19 protein-coding genes are annotated in these 15,666 nt (G+C 60.7%); 15 read left to right on the forward strand and 4 right to left on the reverse strand.

Annotated elements, in window-relative coordinates; translation table 11 throughout:
* The first annotated feature begins 156 nt into the window (after positions 1 to 156).
* On the forward strand, positions 157 to 351 hold the full coding sequence (locus ACFC5L_RS03990) for a hypothetical protein (RefSeq protein WP_375201572.1): 195 nt from the start codon (positions 157 to 159) through the stop codon (positions 349 to 351).
* Between the two features lie 129 nt (positions 352 to 480).
* The gene (locus tag ACFC5L_RS03995; RefSeq protein ID WP_375201571.1) at positions 481 to 1,392 is read left to right on the forward strand and encodes a DUF4349 domain-containing protein; all 912 of its coding nucleotides are present in this window, start codon (positions 481 to 483) and stop codon (positions 1,390 to 1,392) included.
* 265 nt (positions 1,393 to 1,657) lie between these two features.
* Here the strand turns inward: ACFC5L_RS03995 and ACFC5L_RS04000 are convergent, their stop codons facing one another.
* Positions 1,658 to 2,083 (reverse strand): hypothetical protein, encoded by a 426-nt coding sequence (locus tag ACFC5L_RS04000; RefSeq protein WP_375201570.1) that lies wholly within the window; start codon positions 2,081 to 2,083, stop codon positions 1,658 to 1,660.
* A gap of 226 nt (positions 2,084 to 2,309) precedes the next feature.
* Here ACFC5L_RS04000 and ACFC5L_RS04005 point away from each other — a divergent pair, with 226 nt between their 5' ends.
* The 8 genes from ACFC5L_RS04005 to ACFC5L_RS04040 all read left to right on the forward strand — a co-directional run bounded on the left by ACFC5L_RS04005 (position 2,310) and on the right by ACFC5L_RS04040 (position 8,927).
* The gene (locus ACFC5L_RS04005) at positions 2,310 to 3,743 is read left to right on the forward strand and encodes an alanine/glycine:cation symporter family protein (RefSeq protein WP_375202349.1); all 1,434 of its coding nucleotides are present in this window, start codon (positions 2,310 to 2,312) and stop codon (positions 3,741 to 3,743) included.
* Between the two features lie 103 nt (positions 3,744 to 3,846).
* Positions 3,847 to 4,539: a P44/Msp2 family outer membrane protein gene (locus ACFC5L_RS04010; RefSeq protein WP_375201569.1), complete on the forward strand. Its 693-nt coding sequence runs from the start codon at positions 3,847 to 3,849 to the stop codon at positions 4,537 to 4,539.
* Between the two features lie 4 nt (positions 4,540 to 4,543).
* Entirely contained in the window at positions 4,544 to 5,161 is a 618-nt protein-coding gene (locus ACFC5L_RS04015; protein ID WP_375201568.1) for a LysE family translocator, read from the forward strand.
* 153 nt (positions 5,162 to 5,314) lie between these two features.
* Positions 5,315 to 6,277, forward strand: coding sequence for a malate dehydrogenase (gene mdh, locus ACFC5L_RS04020; RefSeq protein ID WP_375201567.1), 963 nt, complete (start codon positions 5,315 to 5,317; stop codon positions 6,275 to 6,277).
* Between the two features lie 4 nt (positions 6,278 to 6,281).
* Positions 6,282 to 7,148: an aspartyl protease family protein gene (locus ACFC5L_RS04025; RefSeq protein WP_375201566.1), complete on the forward strand. Its 867-nt coding sequence runs from the start codon at positions 6,282 to 6,284 to the stop codon at positions 7,146 to 7,148.
* A gap of 278 nt (positions 7,149 to 7,426) precedes the next feature.
* Entirely contained in the window at positions 7,427 to 7,918 is a 492-nt protein-coding gene (locus ACFC5L_RS04030) for a hypothetical protein (protein WP_375201565.1), read from the forward strand.
* Entirely contained in the window at positions 7,903 to 8,289 is a 387-nt protein-coding gene (locus ACFC5L_RS04035) for a hypothetical protein (protein WP_375201564.1), read from the forward strand. Before ACFC5L_RS04030 ends, ACFC5L_RS04035 begins: the two co-directional genes overlap by 16 nt.
* Positions 8,250 to 8,927 carry a hypothetical protein gene (locus ACFC5L_RS04040; RefSeq protein ID WP_375201563.1) on the forward strand — a complete coding sequence of 226 codons (678 nt, stop codon included), beginning with the start codon at positions 8,250 to 8,252 and terminating at the stop codon, positions 8,925 to 8,927. Before ACFC5L_RS04035 ends, ACFC5L_RS04040 begins: the two co-directional genes overlap by 40 nt.
* A 2-nt stretch (positions 8,928 to 8,929) precedes the next feature.
* Here ACFC5L_RS04040 and ACFC5L_RS04045 read toward each other — a convergent pair whose 3' ends face one another.
* Entirely contained in the window at positions 8,930 to 9,286 is a 357-nt protein-coding gene (locus ACFC5L_RS04045) for a hypothetical protein (RefSeq protein ID WP_375201562.1), read from the reverse strand.
* Positions 9,287 to 9,468: 182 nt separating this feature from the next.
* On the opposite strand from ACFC5L_RS04045, the gene ACFC5L_RS04050 reads away from it, so the two are divergent.
* The 5 genes from ACFC5L_RS04050 (at position 9,469) to ACFC5L_RS04070 (ending at position 14,486) form a co-directional block, all read left to right on the forward strand.
* Positions 9,469 to 10,605 carry a glycosyltransferase family 4 protein gene (locus tag ACFC5L_RS04050; protein ID WP_375201561.1) on the forward strand — a complete coding sequence of 379 codons (1,137 nt, stop codon included), beginning with the start codon at positions 9,469 to 9,471 and terminating at the stop codon, positions 10,603 to 10,605.
* Positions 10,602 to 11,138, forward strand: coding sequence for a GNAT family N-acetyltransferase (locus ACFC5L_RS04055; protein WP_375201560.1), 537 nt, complete (start codon positions 10,602 to 10,604; stop codon positions 11,136 to 11,138). The genes ACFC5L_RS04050 and ACFC5L_RS04055 overlap by 4 nt, the downstream gene beginning before the upstream one ends.
* A gap of 122 nt (positions 11,139 to 11,260) precedes the next feature.
* Positions 11,261 to 11,692, forward strand: a complete 432-nt coding sequence (locus ACFC5L_RS04060; protein WP_375201559.1) for an SET domain-containing protein — start codon at positions 11,261 to 11,263, stop codon at positions 11,690 to 11,692.
* Between the two features lie 131 nt (positions 11,693 to 11,823).
* A complete protein-coding gene (locus tag ACFC5L_RS04065) occupies positions 11,824 to 13,248 on the forward strand; it encodes a M20/M25/M40 family metallo-hydrolase (protein WP_375202348.1) in 1,425 nt (474 codons plus the stop codon).
* Positions 13,249 to 13,313: 65 nt separating this feature from the next.
* Positions 13,314 to 14,486 carry an alkaline phosphatase D family protein gene (locus ACFC5L_RS04070; RefSeq protein WP_375201558.1) on the forward strand — a complete coding sequence of 391 codons (1,173 nt, stop codon included), beginning with the start codon at positions 13,314 to 13,316 and terminating at the stop codon, positions 14,484 to 14,486.
* Between the two features lie 73 nt (positions 14,487 to 14,559).
* Here ACFC5L_RS04070 and rplS read toward each other — a convergent pair whose 3' ends face one another.
* Positions 14,560 to 14,934: a 50S ribosomal protein L19 gene (gene rplS / locus ACFC5L_RS04075; RefSeq protein WP_375201557.1), complete on the reverse strand. Its 375-nt coding sequence runs from the start codon at positions 14,932 to 14,934 to the stop codon at positions 14,560 to 14,562.
* Positions 14,934 to 15,659, reverse strand: a complete 726-nt coding sequence (gene trmD, locus ACFC5L_RS04080; RefSeq protein ID WP_375201556.1) for a tRNA (guanosine(37)-N1)-methyltransferase TrmD — start codon at positions 15,657 to 15,659, stop codon at positions 14,934 to 14,936. The genes rplS and trmD overlap by 1 nt, the downstream gene beginning before the upstream one ends.
* Positions 15,660 to 15,666: the final 7 nt, after the last annotated feature.

The following is a 15,666-nucleotide window of genomic DNA, read 5'->3' on the forward strand; positions in this document are numbered from 1 at the left end:
CCAACTGTCTCGATTGGCGGGCTTTTTGTTGCCGTTTGTTCACCTTCCGGAACTTTGGGGCGGTGCGTCTGTTTGTTTTCCCATGAGCGTTACCCGCCGGGCGCTTTGCGGCTTTGCGCCGTTTCTGGCTGCGCGGCGCATGAGAGGAGAACAAAGATGAAAAAACTTGCAGGCCTGATGGCCCTGATGATGATGTCGACGTCGCTTTCCGGTTGTCTTCTGGGCGCCGCTGCGGGCGCCGGCTATGTCGCCCATGACGAGGCGACCGAAAATGACGGCGAATTCGATCCGCTGGAAGAAGCTTATGATGGCGATCCGTCCACAGCGGGTCCCCTTGATGATGACGATTAATCGTCAGTCGTAAAATCGTATCCCATGAAAAGCGCGCTTCTTAAAGCGCGCTTTTTTTATGCGCCGCCCTGAAGCCGCCGCTTTCGCTTCTATGCTACAAGGAGGCGGATCGAACGAAAGGGTCGAACAATGACGGGACGGAAAATTTTTCTTTTAGGGCTCGCGGCGCTGGCCTTTGCGGCATGTGACCGCGGCGGCGGCGCGGACTATGACGCCGTGTCTTCTCCTGCGCGCGGCGTCGCCATGGACCGGGCGGAAAGCGCACCCGCGCGCGCGGCCAACGTCCCCGGCGCCGAGCCTGCGCCGCCCCCGGGAACCCAACCCGGCGGCGAACCGGGCGAACAGGCTGGGCTCCTGCTCGCCTATTCCTATTCCATGGGAATCAAGGCGCCGAAAACCGCCGTGGCGCCGTTGAAATCGGCCCATGAAAAAGCCTGCATGGATGCAGGGCCGAAAATCTGTCAGGTGCTTGGCTCTTCGGTGAATTCATGGGGAGACGATTACGTCTCCGCCAATTTAAATTTGCGCGCCGCGCCGGACTGGCTCGCCGGATTTCGCGAGTCCATTGCATCCGACGCCGACAAGGCCGGCGGGCGCGTGACGTCCAATAATGTGAATACGGAAGATTTGACGCGGTATATCGTCGATCTCGATGCGCGGCTCGAAGCTAAGCTTGCCTTGCGTGAGCGGATTAAAACGCTTCTCGAAACGCGCGACGGTGATCTCAGCGACGTTCTCGCCGCCGAGCGGGCGCTGGCGGACGTGCAGGGCGAGATCGATTCCATGACGGCGCAGCGCGCTGCGGTGCGGGCGCGGGTCGATATGTCGGCGCTCAATATTTCCTATGAAAGCGATCCGGAAACGTCGACCGGTATTTTCAAACCCCTTGGCGAAGCGTTTAAGGGCTTTTTCAGAACCTCGATCGCATCGCTTGCGGCCGCAGTAGACTTCGTCGCGCGCGCCTGGCCGTTTTTCCTGATCGCCATGGGCGTGTTGTTCGTTCTGCGGGCCTGGTGGCGCGGCCGCCGCAAGAAAGCCTAGCCCATAAAAGCGACGGCCCCGAAGGACTGGCGCGATACGCAGCGCCGCCTTCAGGGCCGTTTTAAGAAAGCGGGTGTCCCCCAACATCGCCGTCCGAATATCGGCCGGCTGACCCGCTTTCGTCTCCCCCAGTTGGCTCCCCAGCCGTTTCTCCCCCTCTTGCTCTGCCTCGTTTCCCCTCGGGCGCAATCTGTTTTGCTCGTCCTGTCGCTCTCTCTGAACAGCCGCCCATCCCCGAGCGGCTTTCTGGGGAGAGAAGCAGCGCCTAGCGTTCCTCGCCTGTGAACGTAAAGGCGATGCTCGCCGATGGCATCGGCAGGCGCGGATTGAACGGGTTTTCGATATTCGCAGCGTCTTTCGCGATTTCGAAGTCAGCGCTGGCGAGCACCGTCGACTGAAGGTCTTCGGCTGTTTCCTCGCGCGTCTTTTCGACGATCGTTTCAGGCGCTTCGCCAGCGGCGACCAGCGGGCCGAAGACATTGTCGATCTTCTCCATCCGGGCGTTGATTTTCGCGGCTGTGCGCTCGGTCAGGGCGACAGCGAAGGCGTCCTGTTCGGCGTCGAGGTCTTCCTGGATCAGTTGCGACAGCGTGGCGTAACCAGGTTCTTCGGCATGGGCGTTGGTGTTTGCATTCAAGGCGCCTGCGGCGGCGAAGGCGATGATGGACATGTAAATCGTACGGTTGCTCATTTTTCTCTCTCTCCTTTTTCCTTGGAGCCGTTCAGCGGCCCCTTGTTGGATTAACCATAGGCGGAGAGGGGAAGGCGGGCTGTGACGGGCGTCACAAGGCTGTTTTGGTTCATGAAATCGCCATGATCGTCGCCAGTTTCGCCCTATTTGGAGGGAGAGGCGCTTGCCCCCGGGGGGCGGGCCCGCCTAATGTCGCCAGCTTGTACGGGGGCTGGTCAACAAGGGGATTTTTGTGATTTCAGATCTAATCGGCTCGGTGAACAGCGTTGTGTGGGGCATTCCCATGCTGGCTCTGCTGCTCGGCACGGGGCTTTACCTCACCATCGGGCTTGGGTTCATGCCCATCCTGCGCATCCCTTACGCTTTCGGCCAGTTGGTGCGGGGCGGTCGGCGTCACGCCGGGGAAGAGGGCGATGTGTCTCCCTTCGGCGCGCTGATGACCGCGCTCTCGTCAACAGTCGGCACCGGCAATATCGCCGGCGTTGCGGTCGCCATTGCGATTGGCGGGCCCGGCGCGCTGTTCTGGATGTGGATGACCGCCCTTGTGGGTATGGCGACGAAATACGCCGAAGGCGTTCTCGCCGTGAAGTTTCGCGAAATCGATCATGACGGCCGCCATGTGGGCGGGCCCATGTATTACATCAAAAACGGCATGGGGAAGTCGTGGGTCTGGCTTGGCGGCCTGTTTGCGATCTTCGGCATTTTCGCTTCGTTCGGCACCGGCAATTACATTCAGGCGGTCTCCGTCGCCGATGCGCTGAATTCAAGCTACGGCGTGCCGATCTGGATAACGGGCGCGGTGATGATGGTGCTCGCCGGTGCCGTCATTCTCGGCGGCATCAAACGCATCGCCAATGTCGCCGGCAAGCTGGTGCCGTCCATGGCGGCGTTTTATTTCATCGCCGGCATCATTGTCATTTTCCTGAACATCGACGCGGTTCCCGATGCGTTCATGCTTGTTATCAAGCGCGCCTTCGGTTTCGACGCTGCAGTGGGCGGCTTTTCCGGCGCGTTGTTGATGCTGGCCATGCAACGCGGCGTCGCGCGCGGGATTTTCTCTAACGAGGCCGGCCAGGGCTCCGCGCCGATTGCGCATGCAGCGGCGAAAAACAAGGACCCGGTGAACCAGGGCATCATCGCCATGCTGGGGACTTTTATTGACACGATTGTGATCTGCTCCATCACGGGCATCGCGATCCTGTCGACCGGCGTCATTCCGCCGGAGTGCAACGCCGTGTCGATCCTCGCCAATGACGTCATGCCGGCGATCTGCGACACCGGTCCGCCAATCACCATCTCCGCATTTGAAAGCGCCCTGCCGGGCATTGGCGGGCATGTGGTGACCATTTCGCTGGCGCTGTTCGCCTTCACCACCATTCTCGGCTGGAGCTATTACGGTGAACGCTGCGCTGAATATCTCTTCAGCGAAAAAGCGATCATGCCTTACCGCATTATCTATGTGTTGATCGTCTTTGGGGCCACCCTGGTGCTTTACGCCGGGGAGGATGTGGACTCGGTCATCAATACGGTGTGGCTCGCCACCGACACGCTGACGGGCATGATGGCGGCGCCGAACCTGGTGGCCCTGCTGGTCCTGTCGCCGCTCGTCTTCCGCATGACGAAGGAATATTTCGCCAAGGAGAAAGCGGCCAAAGGCTGAGGCCCTTTTTTCCGAACGCGATCACGTGATTGAGCGCCCGGCTTGCGGCTGCAGGCCGGGCGCGTCTATTCTGGCCTCCTGAGAGCGTTGAGGAGAGTTGTAGGTGTCCAAGGGGTATCTTTCCGCCATTGCCGGCATAGCCGCTGCAGCATCGACCGCCGGCGCCGCCATGGCGCAGGATGAGCCAGCGGTGGACGGCGCTTATGTGCGCCTCGGCGTCGGCGCGACTTTTGTCGGCGACTGGGAGCAGGATCTTGCCTATAATCCGACGGTTGCTTTTGTGACGCCGCTGGCGGCCGGGCAGACGGTGGATAATGGCAGGGCGATGACCTTCGCGGGCGCGCTCGGTTTTGATTACGCCGACGGCATCCGCACCGAGCTTGAATATCGCTACGCCTCCACTCCGGTCGATTCCGTCACGCCGGCGGGCGGCGTTCCCACCGCGCCTGCCAACGAAGATGTGACGGCGCATTTCCTGATGACCAATTTCTTTTTCGACTTCGCCAATTCATCTCCGCTAACGCCGTTTATCGGTGGCGGCGTTGGCGGCGCCTTTGTCAGCAACGAGATGAAAGAGCGCGATGCAGCGCTGGCGCTTCAGGGGCGGGCCGGTGTTTCGCTCGCCATGGGGACGGGCTTCACGGCTGATCTCGAATATATCTATCTGCGGACCAATGATCTCGATTTTGGTCCGTCAGCGGATGAATTCATTCTCGGCGGCCCTGTCGGCCCTGCAATCAGCGGCGACCGCTATCAGGCGTCGTCGGTCATGGTCTCGCTACGCCGGCGCTTCTAGCGCCATGACCATTCAGCTTTATCTCGCTTTTGTAGCGGCGACGGCGCTGTTGATCATGACGCCCGGGCCTGTGGTGGCGCTGGTCGTGGCGACCAGCGTGCGCTGGGGCGCGAAAAACGCCTTCTGGATTATCGCGGGCACGGCGTCGTCCTGCGTCCTGCACATGCTGCTGGTCTGCTTCGGCCTTTCTGCGCTGCTGGCGAGTATCGGCGAGGCGCTGTTCTGGATCAAATGGCTTGGCGCCGCCTATCTTCTTTATCTCGGGGTGAAGACCTTGCGCGAGAAAGCAGACCTCGCGCCTGAGGATCTGTCGGCCCCGTCAGCGAAGTCGCCGCGGCGGCTCTTTGCGGAAGGCTTTTTCGTGGCGCTGTTCAATCCGAAGCCGCTGATTTTCTATGCGGCCTTTTTTCCGCTCTTTATCTCGGCGGACGCGCCCGCCTTTCCGCAGCTCGTTCTGCTGGCGGCGACGTTTTTCGTGGTGAGCGTTTCGATCGATTCCGGCTGGGCGCTCGCCGCCGACCGGGCGCGCCCGGTCTTCGCCCGGATTGGCCGCTGGGGAAACCGGGTCACTGGCGGGGTGCTGATCGCCGCCGCCGCCGGGCTCGCCCTCTCCAGAAAATAGGCTGGCTCACAGACGGGGCGGCAGACCTGGCTTTCAAGAAAAGCGGGGCCTGAGCGCTTCAGTCACCTTCAAATACGGCAAGCCTTGGGCTAGACCACGCGCCGACGGTCTTACCCCGCGCGGCACCCGCGCCAGTTCTCAAGGAGATTTCCCATGGCCCGCAAGAAAATCGCCCTCATCGGCGCCGGCATGATCGGCGGCACGCTCGCCCATCTCGCCGCCCAGAAGGAGCTCGGCGACGTTGTCCTGTTCGACATCGCCGAAGGCATCCCCGAGGGCAAGGGGCTCGATATCGCTGAATCGTCGCCTATTGACGGTTATGACAGCCATCTGAAAGGCACGCAGGATTACAAGGATATCGCCGGCGCGGATGTGTGCATCGTGACGGCGGGTGTCGCCAGGAAGCCCGGCATGAGCCGCGATGACCTGCTCGGCATCAACCTCAAAGTCATGAAGTCTGTCGGCGAAGGCATCAAGGCGCACGCCCCCAATGCGTTGGTCATCTGCATCACCAACCCGCTCGACGCGATGGTCTGGGCGTTGCAGAAATTTTCCGGGCTTCCCGCCAACAAGGTTGTCGGCATGGCGGGCATTCTCGACTCGGCGCGCTTCCGCTATTTCCTCGCCGAAGAATTCAACGTCTCCGTTGAAAGTGTGACGGCGTTTGTGCTCGGCGGTCACGGCGACACCATGGTGCCGCTCGTGCGGTACTCGACGGTTGCCGGCATTCCGTTGCCGGACCTTATCGAGATGGGTTGGACGACGCAGGCGAAGATCGACGCCATTGTCGATCGCACGCGCAAGGGCGGCGGCGAGATTGTTGCGCTTTTGAAAACCGGTTCGGCCTATTACGCCCCGGCGGCGTCGGCGATCCAGATGGCGGAAAGCTATCTCAAGGACAAAAAACTGGTCGTGCCTTGCGCGGCGCAGCTTTCCGGTCAGTACGGCCTCAATGATCTTTATGTGGGCGTGCCCATCGTGCTCGGCGCGGAAGGCTGCGAGCGCATCGTCGAGGTGAAGTTCTCGGCTGAGGAAAAAGCCATGTTCGACAGCTCCGTAGACTCCGTGAAGGAATTGATGGCGGCTTGTACAAAGCTCGATCCAAGCCTAGGCTAACAGCATGATCGGGCGGACCGCTCTGCTGTTGGCTTCATGCGCCCTTGGCGCGTCATGCGCGTCACGGCCGGTCTCGCCTGTCACCCTGAATTTAAAACCTTATGTTGGCCGTCTGGTGTCAGTTGAGGCTGAGATCGGCGGTCAAGACACGCCCATGCTGTTTGATACCGGCGCGGGAGTTACAGCCTTAACCCCGGCGGCGGCGACGTCTCTGGGGTGTGAGCCTTTCGGGCGGCTTGTCGGGCATCGCATGTCTGGCGAGCGTGTCGACTTCCAGCGTTGCGGCGATCAGGCCATCGCCTTCAATGGCTATGACACGCTTACAGAGGCGTATGTCTTTGACCTGATGGCGCTGCTTCCGGACGACTTGCCGGAGCTTGGCGGTATTGTTTCCCTGGCGAGTTTTTATGGGCGTCCTTTTACGCTCGATCTTGCAGGCCAAGAACTCATCATCGAAACGGAAGAGTCGCTGAAGGCGCGCACGAAGAATGCGAAAGAAGCTGACCTTAGAATAAAACGCGGGGTTGGCGGCGACGCCGAGATAACGGCTTTTGTGCGCATTGAGGCCGAGCTGGGCGACCTCTGGTTTTTACTGGACAGCGGCAATCTGGATCATGTGGCCATCTCCCCGCATGCGCTTTACCAGCTTGGCGGGAATCCTGACAAGGCTTCTGCGCCAGAACCCGGCGATGTATTTGATCTCGATATTGAGATAGCGGAAGGTATTCCGGTCTCTGTTACGGCCCGTATGCGGGACGTCATATATGACGGCGCCTTGAGCGAAGACGTGATGCGCCGCTTTCTGATTACTTTTGATCTTGCAAATGAACGGTTGTGGCTGGCGCGCAAAAGCGTTGAGGCGCCCGAATGACATCGGGCCGGAGTGCGTAAGCTCTGGAATAAATTCCATAATGCGTAATGGCGATTTTGGAAAAGATTCCGTATTCTGAAAATGGTTTGTATACGTCATAAAAGCGGCATGCTTAACGCTTTGGTCATGCGCGATTGATAATGTCGGCTCATAAACAACGGCGTCGATGATATTCCCCTCAATATAAACAACGCCGAAAAAATGACGCAGCAGCATGCTGGCTAAACAGGCAAAGCTTTACTGTGTATGTCCTGCTTACAGCAGGGGGAGTTCTGTCGATGCGGTTGCGTCGCAATATTTACAGTCTTGGCGTCGCCGCCTGTGTGTTTTTTTCTTCAGGAAACGCCTCAGCGCAAACAAGCGGCGACGTCATTTTTAACGGCCTTATTCTCGACACCTGCGTCGTTGCAATCCTGACGACGGGAACGCTGGCGGCGGACGCCACTTATACAAGTCTTTCAAGTGAAAACGCCGGCGGCGGCCGGGGCTCTGCAACGGTGGTGACAACGAGCACGGATTTCGATCTGCAAATCGATTCGCCGACGGGCTTTTCCGCCATGCCGGCGGGCGGCGACACGGGTGTGACCTATAGCGCGGTGGTGAGCGCCACGGGGGTGACGAGCCTGGTCGATATTGTTGACGGCGCGCTGTCCGCGCTTGGGCTCGGTCTTACAAATCTTTCGGTCGGCGCAACAGCGACAAGAGGCGCCGGTGTTTTTCCTGCGGGTTCCTATCAACTTCCGGTGACAGTGCGATGCGTGCCTTCCTGATCATTTTTCTTCTTGTGGCGTCGCCTCATGCTGCGGCGCAGGGGCTTTCTCCCATGAAAGGGGAGATCCGGACCTATAGCCATCAGTTTGCGGTGCTGCTGACGGCCTCCAATCCGTACAACACGGCGCAACGGTTTTCCGTCGCCTTGCGCGATGAGTGGGGCGAGCCGGCGCAGCGGGTGCAGGCGACGGTGCCGAACTTTTCGCTGCCGCCAGGGGAATCGGGAGCGTTTTATGTCTGGGGCGACGTGCCGCCGTCAAAGCGCATTCTTGTTTGCGTCACCTCCCAGTTTTTCGCCACCGGCGCCGGCGCGCCGGTGAGAGGAGAGGTATGCGGAAAATTCGATATCGTTCAGCTGACGCAGCAATAGCGGCCATGGCGGCATGGATGATGGCGGGCGCTGCATATGGACAAAGCAGCGACACACAGCTTGTGCCGATTTATCCGCCCTATGCGCCGCCGTCGCAAAGTTCTGTTTATAACCAGAACAGCGTCTATCTGCCGTCGCCGCCGGTCGCCCATGGAACCGACAACGTGCGCGCCGCCGCCGGCGTCTCATGCCAGTCCGCCGTGGGCAGCGGTGGGCCCTATCTCGATATTGGCCTCATCGGCTCGCAGGATGTTTTCAATCGCGAGACGGCTTCGGTCTATGGCCGTATCGTGGTGCCCCTTGGCGACCGGCCGAAACGCCCCGATTGCACAAAGCTTTACGAATTGGAGATTGCGCGCATGCGCATGGAGCTTGATCTGTTGCGGCTCGGCTTGCCGCCAGGGCTTGGCGGAACCATGGCGCCGCAGCCGGCGTCCCATGTCGGAGAGGCCGCGCCGGCGACCCCGGCGACGATTGCGCCGCCGCCCTCGCATGAACGGCAATCCTCCGCCACAGGGGCCGGCGTGGGCGAGATGGGGGACGGCTTCAATACGATTTTCAAATTCGCGCCGCAGCCGAGCCTGAAGCCGGAAAAAGACCCGCCAGGTGCGATCGCCGTAAGCGGCATGCGCCGCTAAACTCAGCGCCCGCTGCTGTAAAAGCCTTGCGTATAGGCGCGTGAGGGATAGGGAACGCCGGAATAAAATCCTTGCGTGCGCAAGCGGCGCAGACGCCGCCAGGGGCGTTCGCGAATTTCAATCTCAACAGCGCAGTCTTTCGCCGAAGCGGCCGGTTCCTCGCCGAGCAGCGCCGTCTCTTCGCTGTGCGGCCGTCCCTTGAAGAGGTGGACGCCGTTCGCTTCTTCAAAACTGATTCCGTCTGACATGGCCCGCGCCGCCGTCTTGCTGTCGGTGATCAGAAGGTTCGAGCCCGGATGGGCGTGCGCAGCGCCGGACAGAGCGACGGCGCCAGCGAGGCAAAATACGGAAAAACGCATTGGACAGCTCCACACATAGACACGAAGCTTCGATGCTGCGCTTGGCCGGATGGGCATGCAAGCGTCAGAAAAGAATAATAAAGGTTTTGGCGCCGGTTCATCGCGCGCTGCGTGTGCGGGGCGTTTGGCGCTCGCTTCAAAGGCGTAGCCAGCTTGATGCGCATCAGGATAGAAGCCTAGCGATGAAGTTTCTTTATTCGCACCGCACGCGCGCCGCCGACGGACAGTGGGTTCACATTCGCGCGCTGACCGAGGCGCTTTCGGCGCGCGGCCATGAGATCGTGATGTGCGGACCGGACGGCGGGGCTTCGCGAAAGCTCGATGCGTCGTCGCGGCGCGGGCTGACATCCCTGTTGCCGGCGCCGCTCTATGAAGGCGCTGAATTCGCCTATTCGTTTCCGGCTCGCCGCCGTCTTTCGGCGGCGGCATCCGCCTCAGCGCCGGATGTGATTTATGAGCGCTATAATCTGTTCTTTCACGCCGGCGTCTGGCTGAAGCGCGAAACCGGATTGCCGCTCATCCTTGAAGTGAACGCGCCGCTGGCGGATGAGCGCGCCGAACATGGAAATCTGTTCTTCAAGCGCTGGGCCCACGCCAGTGAGACCGCGATCTGGCGCGCGGCCGACATGGTGTTGCCGGTCACGAATGCGCTCGCCGATTATGTGCGCGCCGCCGGCGTGCCCGATGCGCGCATTGACGTTATTCAAAACGGTGTGGATGACCACTTTCTGACGCCGCGCGACCCGGCGCCGGTGCGCGAGCGTTACGGCCTCGACGGCAAACTCGTTCTTGGCTTCACGGGCTTTGTGCGCGACTGGCACGGCCTTGATCGCGCCGTTCAATTTCTCGCGCAGGCGCCGCGGAAAGACCTCCATCTTTTCATTGTCGGCGATGGCCCGGCGCGGGAAGGGCTTGAATTGATGGCGCGCGACATGGGTGTCGCCGACCGTGTGACATTCGCCGGTGTTGTCCAGCGCGAAGAAATGGCGTCTCACATTGCGGCGTTTGACATTGCGCTCCAGCCCGCAGTTGTGCCTTATGCGTCGCCGCTGAAACTGTTCGAATATATGGCGCAGGCAAAACCCGTCATCGCGCCTGACAGCGCCAATATTCGCGAAGTCTTGACCGCAGGCGAAGACGGCGTTCTGTTCGCCGAGGGCGAGTTCGAAACGGCGTTGACCCGGCTGGTCGAGGAAGCGGGCCTGCTCGCCAGACTGGGCGATGCGGCGGTCAAAACCGTCAGGCGGCGCGACTACACCTGGGCTGGCAACGCCCGGCGCGTCGAGGCGATTGCAGAAAAATTGAAGGCGAAATCATGACCATCCGCATCGAAACCGAAAGACTGATTTTGCGCCCCCTCGCGCCGAAAGACTGCGAGGCGCATATCGCCATGATGCTCGACCCGGACGTCGCCGCCAGCCTGAGCCCGACTGGCGGGATCCAGTCCCGTCACGACCTCTGGCGGCAATTCGCCTCCTATCTCGGCCATTGGGACATCCGCGGTTTCGGCTGGTTCTCGGTCGAAGAAAAAGACAGCGGCGAGTGGGTCGGGCGCGTCGGGCCGTGGATGCCGGAAGGCTGGCCCGGCCTTGAATGCGGCTGGTCCATTGCGCGGCCCCACTGGGGAAAGGGCTATGCGCCCGAGGCTGCCATCGGGACGATTAAATGGACATTTGATCAGTTCCCGGACTTGTCGCGGATCATCTCCAACATTTTGCCCGAGAACGCCAACAGCCAGGCGGTCGCCCGCAAAATCGGCGAGGAGAAGACCGGCGAAGTGTTCGAGTTCTGGGGCTTCAGGCTCGACGTCTGGGCGGCGGAGCGCGAAGACTGGCTCGCCCGTTTCGGCTGAACGCGGCCCCATAAGAATCCACTTGAATTTTTTTCTGAATTGACGATTTGATTTTACCGCCGTCGAGCTGTTCGACTGTGTAGGGCTGCCGTCCCGTTGTCCGGCTTGGAGACCATCCGAAGATGATGCTTGTTTCGACTTACGTCGCCCCGAGCGACGTCGAAGGCGTGGGTGTTTTTGCGAGTGAAGCGATTGCGAAGGGGACACTGATCTGGCGCTATGAGCCTGATTTCGACCGGCTTGTGCCGGCGTCCTGGCTGAGCGAGCAGACACCCATGATGCAGGAGTTCCTGCAAAAATACGCCTATCCGGCCCATGACAACCCGGGCATGCTGGTGATTGAAATCGACAATGGCCGGTTCATGAATCACACATTGGAGCCGAATACCGATTTCACCAGGGTGATTGAGGGTTATGCGACCCGCGACATCGCCCCGGGCGAAGAGCTGCTGTGCAACTATTCCGAGTTCGATCCGGAATTTGCACTGCTGCCGTCCCTGGTCGCCGCTTTTGCTGTGCAAAAGACGATGACCAACGGTCACGCAGGCGGCTAAAGAGCCCGGTTCACTAAGTGGGATAAATTCCTTGGACGAGAGTTTTTCCCTAGGCTCTCGGATTTCCGGTTGACCTTCCTCGCGTGAGCCCGATCATGGGCGAAACGCGAGAGAGGGGCATTTCAATGCGCATGAAAAATCTCGCCACGCTTGTAGCGGCGGCGATCGTCACATCTTCATTTCAAGTTCCGGCGATAGCGCAGGAAACAGCGCCGGCGCTCACAACGGCGCAAGCCGGCGCCGCTGACCGGTTGATCGACGCCGGGCTTGAAGATGATCTCGCCTGGGACATCCTCGAAAGTCTGACGACGGAAGTGGGGCCGCGCCTTGGCGGGTCGCCGGCGGAGGCGCGTGCGCGCGACTGGGGCGTCGCCAAGCTGAAATCTCTCGGTTTCAAGAATGTCCGCATCGAGACCTATGAGATGCCCTATTGGGCGCGGGTTTCCGAAAGCGCCGGGATTGTATCCCCCTATCCGCAACCTTTAGCGGTCACGGCGCTCGGCGGATCAATAGCAACGCCTGAAGACGGCGTGACGGGTGAAGTGGTGCGCTTCCCCACGCTGCTTGAATTGCAGGCGGCGCCCGAGACCGGGCTTGAAGGCAAGATTGTCTTTGTGGACGAACCCATGGCCCGCACCCAGGACGGCTCCGGTTATGGAACGGCGGTCGCCAAGCGCAGCCAGGCCGCGGTTGAGGCCGGCAAACGCGGCGCGCTTGCCGCGCTCATCCGTTCCGCAGGCACAGACAGTCACCGCAACCCGCATACGGGCGGGGCCGTCAGAGGGGCGGGTAAAACAGCCGTTCCTGCAGCGGCGCTTTCAAACCCGGACGCCGATCAGCTTGCTCGCGCATTAGAGCGCGCCAAGGGGCCGGTCACGGTGAATCTCAACCTTCAGGTTGAAACAAAAGAAACGGTCGTCTCCGGCAATGTCGTCGGTGAGATACCGGGTCAGACGGATGAGATTATCGTCATCGGCGGCCACCTCGACAGTTGGGATCTCGGCACGGGGGCCATCGACGATGCTTCGGGCATCGCGATTACAACGGCGGCGGCGAAACTTGTCGGCGATCTCAGGGGCAAACCGAAACGCACCATCCGCGTTGTCATGTGGGGCGCCGAGGAAGTCGGCATTCATGGCGGCAAGGCCTATGCCGAAGCCCACAAGGACGAGATGGACAAGCATGTGCTCGCCGCCGAATCGGATTTCGGCGCCGGGCGCGTTTATCGCTTCGATACGCGCTTCGCCGAAGAAGAAGTCGGCAAGGCGAAAGTGTTTGAAGGGGCGCTGCGCCGCCTCGCGGTGACGCCCGGAAACAACATGGCCTTTGGCGGCGCCGATATTGGCGCCACCCGCGACCTTGGCGTGCCGGTCGTTTCCCTGCGCCAGGACGGGACCGATTATTTCGATCTCCATCACACGCCTGACGATACGCTCGACAAGGTCGATCCGGAGGATCTTCGCCAGAATGTCGCCGCCTGGGCGGCGTTTCTCTACATCGCCTCGGAGCTGGACGGCGATTTCGGCCGGCTTCCGGTCAGGGGCGACGGGCAATAGCCCTCATGCTAAACCCCTGTCATATGCCGGCGATATAACGGCGTCGGCAAAGACAGGGGTTGGCCATGAAAAACTTATTTTTCAACACATTGGTGGCGTCGGTCGCGGGCGCAGGTTTGCTGGCGTCCTGCGAAACCGTTTCGACACCTGAAGCAAACGAGTCCCGGGCGGTTTCAAACGCCGATGCGCCGGACGGCGCCATTCGCGCCATCCCCATGCCCTCTGCGCCGCTTGATGAAACAAAGACGCTGACCCGCATCGTCTTCGCTTCCTGCGCGCAACAAAATGGCGACCAGTCGATCTGGGACCAGATTGCGTCGGAACATCCCGACCTCACGCTCTATATGGGCGATAATGTCTATGGGGATGTCAGTCCGGACGAACCGGCGTTGCCCGAATTGAAAACCGCCTATATGCGCCTCGCCGGGTCCGAACCTTTCGCGCGCGCGCGCGCCGCCGCGCCTATGCTGACCGTCTGGGACGATCATGATTACGGCTTGAATGACGGCGGCGGTGACTATGCGCTGAAAGAAAAATCCGAAGCGCTGTTCGATTATGTCTGGGCCGTGCCGGAGGAAGACCCGCGCCGCGCGCGTCCCGGTGTCTATGGCTCCTGGATCATCGGCGCCGAAGAAGGCAAGCGCGTTCAGGTGATAATGCTGGACACGCGGTTCTTCCGGTCGTCTCTGGTGAAGACGGATGAACCCGGGGCCCATGGCAAAGAGCGCTATCTCCCCGATGACGATCCGTCGAAAACCCTGCTTGGCGACGCGCAATGGAAATGGCTTGCCGAAGAGCTGCAAAAACCGGCGGATCTGCGCCTCGTCGTTTCCTCTATCCAGGTGATTTCCGAGGGGCATGGCTGGGAGGCGTGGCGCCTGTTCCCTCATGAACGCGCCCGGCTTTACAAAACGATCACCGGGCTTGGCGTCAACGGCGTCGTCATTCTCTCCGGCGACCGCCATGCGGCGGCGCTTTACCGCAAGGAAGGCGTCAACGATTATCCTTTGTTCGAAGCGACCTCTTCATCGCTCAACCTTCCCTCCAGCGTCTGGCGCGCGCAAAGCGGCGAGACCTGGATGGAAAAGGATCCAAACCGCCTCGGCGACATGATCTATGACGCCAATTACGGGCTCATTGACATCGATTGGGACGCCGGCGCTGTGAACGTCTCTATCCGCAGCAAGGAAGGCGAAACCTATCTCCGCGAAACAGTCGATATCGGCTCGTTGCGATAGAGAATACGGAACACGCCAAATAAAAAACGGGGCTCGACGAGCCCCGTTTTGCAATCCGAAACTGTAAAAAGCCTTAGGCTTCTTTTTTCGCGCGGTTATCGGCTTTCTCCGCAATCCGCGCAGATTTGCCGCGGCGCTCGCGCAGATAATAAAGCTTCGCGCGGCGCACCTTGCCGCGGCGCACGACGTCGATGGAGTCGATCATCGGCGAGTGGACCGGAAAGACGCGTTCGACGCCTTCGCCGAAAGAAATCTTGCGGACGGTGAAGCTCTCATTGAGGCCGCCGCCATTGCGCGCAATGCACACGCCTTCATAGGCCTGGATGCGTTCGCGTTCGCCTTCCTTCACCTTGACGTTCACTTTCACCGTGTCGCCCGGTGCGAATTCGGGAATGGTTTTGCCGAGTTCGGCGATATGTTCTTTTTCGAGTTGTTCGATGATGTTCATCACTTCGGTTCCTTGTTGTCGCCGCGCCGGATAGGACCGTCAGATGAAAACCTCTCCCAGAGGTCCGGTCGTCGCGTCCGCGTTATTTCTTGCCGTTTTTCGCGCCGCCATTGGGCGATTTTCTGATGATCGCCTCCGAGCAGCACGTCCGGGATGGCCCGGCCCTCGAATTCTCGCGGGCGGGTGTACTGGGGATATTCCAGCAGGCCGCCCTCAAAGCTTTCCTCCCCTAGGGAGGAAGCCGAGCCCAATACCCCCGGAATTAGCCGGACGCAAGCCTCGATCAGGGCCATGGCGGGGATTTCTCCCCCTGCGAGGACGAAATCCCCGATGGAGACCTCTTCAATGTCCCGGGCCTCGAAAAGCCGCTCGTCGATGCCCTCAAACCGTCCGCACAGCGCAATGAGGCCCGGCCCGGCGGCCAACTCCCTCGCCCTCATTTGCGAAAAGGGCTTTCCCCGGGGCGTAAGGCAGAGAATTGGACGGTCGTTTCGGGGGCAAGAATCAATGGCCTGGCTGAGAATATCGGCCCGCATCACGAGCCCGGCCCCGCCGCCGGCGGGGGTGTCGTCCACCGAGCCATACTTATTGTCGGAAAAATCCCGGATGTTGACCGTATCGAGGGCCCACAGACCCTCCGCGGCCGCCCGCCCGAGGACGGAAGCGCCGAGAGGCCCCGGAAAGAGCTCCGGAAAAAGGGTCAAGATGGTCGCCTGCCAGGTCATGTCGGGT

Origin of the sequence: Hyphococcus sp. (assembly GCF_041986965.1) — a bacterium.
In the GTDB taxonomy this organism is placed as follows: Bacteria; Pseudomonadota; Alphaproteobacteria; order Caulobacterales; family Parvularculaceae; genus Hyphococcus.